A 5477-nucleotide genomic window follows, 5' to 3' on the forward strand; every position below is an offset into this window, starting at 1 on the left:
GTGACGGATAGCCGCCCTGCGGCGGTGACGGATAGCCGCCCTGCGGCGGTGACGGATAGCCGCCCTGCGGCGGTGACGGGAAGTACCCCGGCGGCGGATGGCTTCCCGGCGGAGGAGGCACGGGCGGGGTGGTCATGGGTCTCCATCTGTTCAGACCGCCCAACCCTACCGTGTCACCGGCGTCGCGACCCCTCGGAAAGGTAGCCGAGCAAGTCGTGGCGGGTGATCACTCCGACCGGTTTGCCACCTTCGACCACCATGACCGCATCGGCGTCACGAAGCATCTTGGCCGCCGCGCTGAGTTGCTCGCCGTCCCCGATCAGGGGCAGCGGCGGGCTCATGTGCTGGGCGACCGCGTCGGCCAGGTTCGCCCGTCCCTCGAACACCGCCGAGAGCAATTCGCGCTCCGAGACGCTGCCGGCCACCTCTCCGGCCATCACCGGCGGTTCGGCGCCCACCACCGGCATCTGCGAGACGCCGTACTCGCGCAGGATTCCGATGGCGTCGCGCACCGTCTCTGAGGGATGGGTGTGCACCAGGTCCGGCAGCGCGCCGGACTTGCCCCGCAGCACATCGCCGACGGTGGGTTCGGGCACCGAATCGTCCAGTGGCCGGCGCAGGAATCCGTAGGAGGACATCCAGGCGTCGTTGAAGATCTTGGACAGGTAGCCACGCCCGCCGTCGGGGAGCAGCACCACCACCACCGCGTCAGGACCGGCTTCTTCGGCGACCTGCAGTGCGGCCACCGTGGCCATCCCGCAGGAACCGCCGACGAGCAGTCCCTCCTCCCGCGCGAGCCTGCGCGTCATGTCGAAGGAGTCGGCGTCGGATACCGCGATGATCCGGTCGGCCACCGCCGGGTCGTAGGCATCGGGCCAGAAGTCCTCGCCCACGCCCTCCACCAGATAGGGCCGACCCTTGCCCCCGGAGTAGACCGAGCCCTCCGGGTCGGCGCCGATGACCCGGACACGGCCGCCGGAGACCTCCTTGAGGTAGCGCCCGGCGCCGGTGATCGTTCCCCCGGTGCCGACCCCGGCCACGAAGTGGGTGATCCTGCCGTCGGTGTCCGCCCAGATCTCGGGTCCGGTGGTCTCGTAGTGGCTGGCCGGACCGTTGGGGTTGGAGTACTGGTCGGGCTTCCAGGCACCCTCGATCTCGGTGACCAGCCGGTTGGACACGCTGTAGTAGCTGTCCGGGTGGTCCGGCGCCACGGCGGTCGGGCACACCACGACCTCGGCGCCGTAGGCCCGCAGCACGTTCTGCTTGTCCTCGCTGACCTTGTCCGGGCACACGAAGACGCACTTGTAGCCGCGGCGCTGGGCGACCAGTGCCAGACCCACCCCGGTGTTGCCCGACGTCGGCTCGACGATGGTGCCGCCCGGCTTGAGCTGACCGCCGGCTTCGGCGGCGTCGATCATCTTCACCGCGATCCGGTCCTTGGCGCTGCCGCCCGGGTTCAGGTACTCGATCTTGGCGGCGACCAGCCCGGCGCCCTCGGGGACCACCGAGTTGAGTTGAACCAGGGGGGTGCTGCCGATCAGCTCGCTGACGTGCCGGGCGATGCGCATGGCTCCATGGTGTCAGAACCGCTCAGCCGGTGGCTTCCCGGATGTACTCGCCGATCTGCCGCAGCGATCGGGTGGCCTCCGGAATCAACGGCGCGGCGAGTTGGAAGTCGTGGATCTGGCCCGGCCACACCCGCACCTCGGTCGGCACGCCGGCCGCGGCCAGCCGGCCGGCGGCCAGTCGGGCGTCGTGCAGCAGCACCTCCGAGCCGGAGACGTGGATCAGGGTCTGCGGCAGACCCGGCTCGACATGGTCCAGCGGTTCGTAGACGTCCTCCGGTTCTCCGTCGACCACATTCCTGGCCGCGGCCCGCGCCACCAGGGCCACGAGCGCCTCGAATGCCCTGGGCGGGAACATCGCGTCGGTGCGGATGTTCGGGTGCGCACACTTGGGGTCCTTCTCCAACTGCAGCAGGGGCGAGATGGCGACCAGCGCGGCCGGGGTCTCACCTTCGGCCTGCAGTCGCTGGGCGAGCGCCATGGCCAGGAAGCCGCCCGCGGAGTCGCCGGCCAGCACGATCTGGTCGGGCTCGTATCCGCGCAGTCGCAGCCACCGGTAGCCGTCGTGGCAGTCGTCGACGGCCATGCCGATGGTGTGCTTGGGAATCAGCCGGTAGTCGACCACCAGCACCGGTGAGTCGGCGAACTTCGACAGCGCGACCGCGATGCGGCTGTGCGAGTTCACCCCGCACGTCATGAACCCGCCGCCGTGGAGATAGAGCACCACCCGGCGGCGCCCGTCCGCCGGCAGCACACCGGGCGCCCGGACCAGTTGGGCGGAGGCGTTGGGCAGACCGACCGTCGCGCGGACGGTGCCGGGCTGGGGCAACAGCGCGCGGGCGACGAAATCCACCATGCCGAACGGCCACGGCAGGTGGGGGACGTGGCTGAGGACCGCCAGCGCGGGCCAGATCGTGAGCCGGGTGCCCAGGGACACCAGCCGGGCCGGGACGCTGGGGCCGTCCTCGATGACCTCGACCGGCAGACCGTCGTTGAGCGGGAACCGTCCGGCGGCCCGACGGGCGGCCGAAATCGGGACGACCTTCGGTGCGGCCATCGTCACACTCCTACGCCGTTGTAGTGATGCGCCGGGGACCGCTGTCCGGCCCGCGGACCTAAAGTTTGACAGCTGTGACCCGAACCACAATCGGGGATTGCGAGTTTTGCCGGATTCGATATCCGTCTGTGACCCGCAAATCACCGTTGAGCTGTGGGTTCCCCGACTTCGCCGCCCTAAACTGGGGACGTGGGCACGTGGTTCGCCTCCACCAGGACGCTGACCGTCGCCGGCGTTTTGGCCTCGACCGGCGGCGCGGTGGTCGGCGCCCGGAGCCTGCTGACCGGCCAGGCCGAGCAGGCCCGCAGCATCATCCCGAAAGCCTTCGACATCCCGCCCCGGGCCGACGGTGTCTACGCCCCGGGCGGCGGACCGGTCCGCCGGTGGGAACGCGGTCTGCCGTTCGACCTGCACTTGATGGTGTTCGGTGATTCCACCGCCACCGGCTACGGCTGCACCGGGGCCGACGAGGTTCCCGGGGTCCTGATCGCCCGCGGGCTGGCCGAGCAGTCCGGCCGGCTGGTCCGGCTGTCGACGAAGGCCATCGTGGGCGCCAGCTCCCGGGGCCTGGCGGGTCAGGTCGACGCCATGCTGGTCACAGGGCCGCCGCCGGACGCGGCGGTGATCATGATCGGCGCCAACGATGTCACCACGCTCAACGGCGTCGGCCCCTCGGCCCGGCGCCTGGGCGCGGCGGTGCGCCGACTGCGGGCCTGCGGGACCGCCGTGGTCGTCGGCACCTGCCCGGACTTCGGGGTGATCACCGCGATCCCCCAGCCGCTGCGCTGGACCGCCCGCTCGCTGGGAATGCTGCTGGCCCGCGCGCAGGCCGCGGAGGTGGCGGCCGCCGACGGGGTGCCGGTCCCGTTCGCCGACCTGCTCGCCCCGCACTTCCTCACCGATCCCCAGCGCCTGTTCGCCGAGGACCACTTCCACCCGTCGGCGGCGGGCTACGCACTGGCCGCCAAACAGCTGCTGCCGGCGCTGTGCCAGGCCCTCGGCGAGACCCCTCCGGAAGCCGGACCCTGGCCCCAGGCGGCGCGGCCCGCAACACGGCTCGCCCGGCTAACCAGGTTGCTGGGCCGCCGGACCACCGGGGTTCCGGCCGCCGTGGTCCTGCCGCAGGACTAGGTTTCTCGGGGTAACGCGGGGTGACCCGAACCGATAAACAGGAGAGCGCCATGCCCGAAGCCGTCATCGTCTCCACCGCCCGCTCCCCCATCGGCCGCGCCGGTAAGGGGTCACTGGTCACCATGCGCCCGGACGATCTGGCCAGCCAGATGGTGCGGGCCGCGTTGGACAAGGTGCCGTCGCTCGACCCCCGGGACATCGACGACCTCATGCTCGGCTGCGGCCAGCCGGGCGGCGAAGCCGGGTTCAACATCGCCCGCGTGGTGGCCGTCGAACTGGGCTACGACTTCCTGCCCGGGGTGACCGTCAATCGGTACTGCTCGTCATCCCTGCAGACCACCCGGATGGCGTTCCACGCCATCAAGGCCGGCGAAGGCCGCGCCTTCATCTCTGCGGGCGTCGAAACCGTGTCACGGTTCCCGCAGGGCACCTCCGACGGTTGGCCCGACAGCCACAACCCGCTGTTCGCCGAAGCCGAGGCACGCACCGCCGCCGCGGCGGGCGGGGCGGCCTCGTGGCATGACCCCCGCGAGGACGGCCGGCTTCCCGACGTCTACATCGCGATGGGCCAGACCGCGGAGAACGTTGCCCTCTACACCGGCATCAGCCGCGAGGACCAGGACCGCTGGGGAGTCCGCAGCCAGAACCGTGCCGAGGAGGCCATCAAGAACGGTTTCTTCCAGCGCGAGATCGCACCCGTCACACTGCCCGACGGCACCGTCGTCTCATCCGACGACGGACCCCGCGCCGGCACTTCCTATGAGAAGATTTCGCAGCTCCAGCCGGTGTTTCGGCCCGACGGGACGGTGACCGCCGGCAACGCCTGCCCGCTCAACGACGGCGCGGCGGCGGTGATCGTCACCTCCGACATCAAGGCCAGGGAGTTGGGGCTGACTCCGCTGGCGCGGATCGTGGCCACCGGGGTGTCGGGACTGTCGCCGGAGGTCATGGGCCTGGGTCCGGTCGAGGCGGTCCGGAAGGCGCTCGGGTACGCCGGGATGTCGGTCTCCGACATCGACCTGTTCGAGATCAATGAGGCGTTCGCGGTTCAGGTGCTCGGCTCGGCCCGGGAACTGGGCATCGACGAGGACAGGATCAACGTCTCCGGTGGGGCGATCGCGCTGGGCCACCCCTTCGGCATGACCGGGGCCCGGATCACCGCCACGCTGCTGAACAACCTGGCAACGCATGACAAGACCTTCGGCGTCGAGACCATGTGCGTCGGCGGCGGTCAGGGCATGGCGATGGTGGTCGAGCGACTCTCCTGATCTATCGCGACATCGCCCACAGCGAGAGTGCGTCCAGATCGGTTTTCGGCCTGATCCGTGGAGGAAAGTCGACCTGTGCGCACTCTCGGCGCACACGAAAAAGCCCCGCCGAAGCGGGGCTTTCTCGACGTGCACTGCGGTCATTCGCTCCTGAAGTAGGACAGCAGGCGCAGGATCTCGATGTAGAGCCAGACCAGGGTGACGGTCAGGCCGAGGGCAACACCCCAGGCGGCCTTCTCGGGGGCACCCGCCCGGATCATCTGATCGGCCGAGTCGAAGTCCAGCAGGAAGCTGAACGCCGCCAGGCCGATGCAGACCAGCGAGAAGATGATCGCCAGCGGGCCACCGGAACGAAGGCCCATGCCCTCGCCGCCGCCGACGCCGAACATGCCGAGCACCAGGTTGCCGAGCATCAGCACCAGCACGCCGATCATGCCGGCGACCAGGAAGCGGGTG

General features: G+C 70.3%; 5 protein-coding genes. 2 read left to right on the forward strand and 3 right to left on the reverse strand.

Annotated features, from left to right (window positions below; all coding sequences use genetic code 11):
• Window positions 1-173: 173 nt before the first annotated feature.
• Together ADBZ5U_RS14000 and ADBZ5U_RS14005 are read right to left on the reverse strand one after the other, a co-directional pair.
• Window positions 174-1568 carry a cystathionine beta-synthase gene (locus tag ADBZ5U_RS14000; protein ID WP_526811180.1) on the reverse strand — a complete coding sequence of 465 codons (1395 nt, stop codon included), beginning with the start codon at window positions 1566-1568 and terminating at the stop codon, window positions 174-176.
• A gap of 22 nt (window positions 1569-1590) precedes the next feature.
• Window positions 1591-2622, reverse strand: coding sequence for an alpha/beta hydrolase (locus ADBZ5U_RS14005; protein WP_526811182.1), 1032 nt, complete (start codon window positions 2620-2622; stop codon window positions 1591-1593).
• Window positions 2623-2811: 189 nt separating this feature from the next.
• Here ADBZ5U_RS14005 and ADBZ5U_RS14010 point away from each other — a divergent pair, with 189 nt between their 5' ends.
• Window positions 2812-3753 carry an SGNH/GDSL hydrolase family protein gene (locus ADBZ5U_RS14010; protein WP_526811184.1) on the forward strand — a complete coding sequence of 314 codons (942 nt, stop codon included), beginning with the start codon at window positions 2812-2814 and terminating at the stop codon, window positions 3751-3753.
• Window positions 3754-3803: 50 nt separating this feature from the next.
• Entirely contained in the window at window positions 3804-5021 is a 1218-nt protein-coding gene (locus ADBZ5U_RS14015; protein WP_526811185.1) for an acetyl-CoA C-acetyltransferase, read from the forward strand.
• Between the two features lie 140 nt (window positions 5022-5161).
• Here ADBZ5U_RS14015 and ADBZ5U_RS14020 read toward each other — a convergent pair.
• Window positions 5162-5477 (reverse strand): Bax inhibitor-1/YccA family membrane protein (locus ADBZ5U_RS14020; protein ID WP_526811187.1); only part of this gene is annotated, 316 nt, incomplete at its 5' end.

The sequence above is a fragment of the Mycobacterium sp. genome (genome assembly GCF_040398885.1).
Taxonomy (GTDB): domain Bacteria; phylum Actinomycetota; class Actinomycetes; order Mycobacteriales; family Mycobacteriaceae; genus Mycobacterium.

What these genes read in the sequence shown, in the direction of transcription:
- ADBZ5U_RS14015 (WP_526811185.1), top strand. Translation starts at nt 3,804, where the DNA reads ATGCCCGAAGCCGTCATCGTCTCCACCGCCCGCTCCCCCATCGGCCGC.
- ADBZ5U_RS14005 (WP_526811182.1), bottom strand. Translation starts at nt 2,622, where the DNA reads ATGGCCGCACCGAAGGTCGTCCCGATTTCGGCCGCCCGTCGGGCCGCC.
- ADBZ5U_RS14000 (WP_526811180.1), bottom strand. Translation starts at nt 1,568, where the DNA reads ATGCGCATCGCCCGGCACGTCAGCGAGCTGATCGGCAGCACCCCCCTG.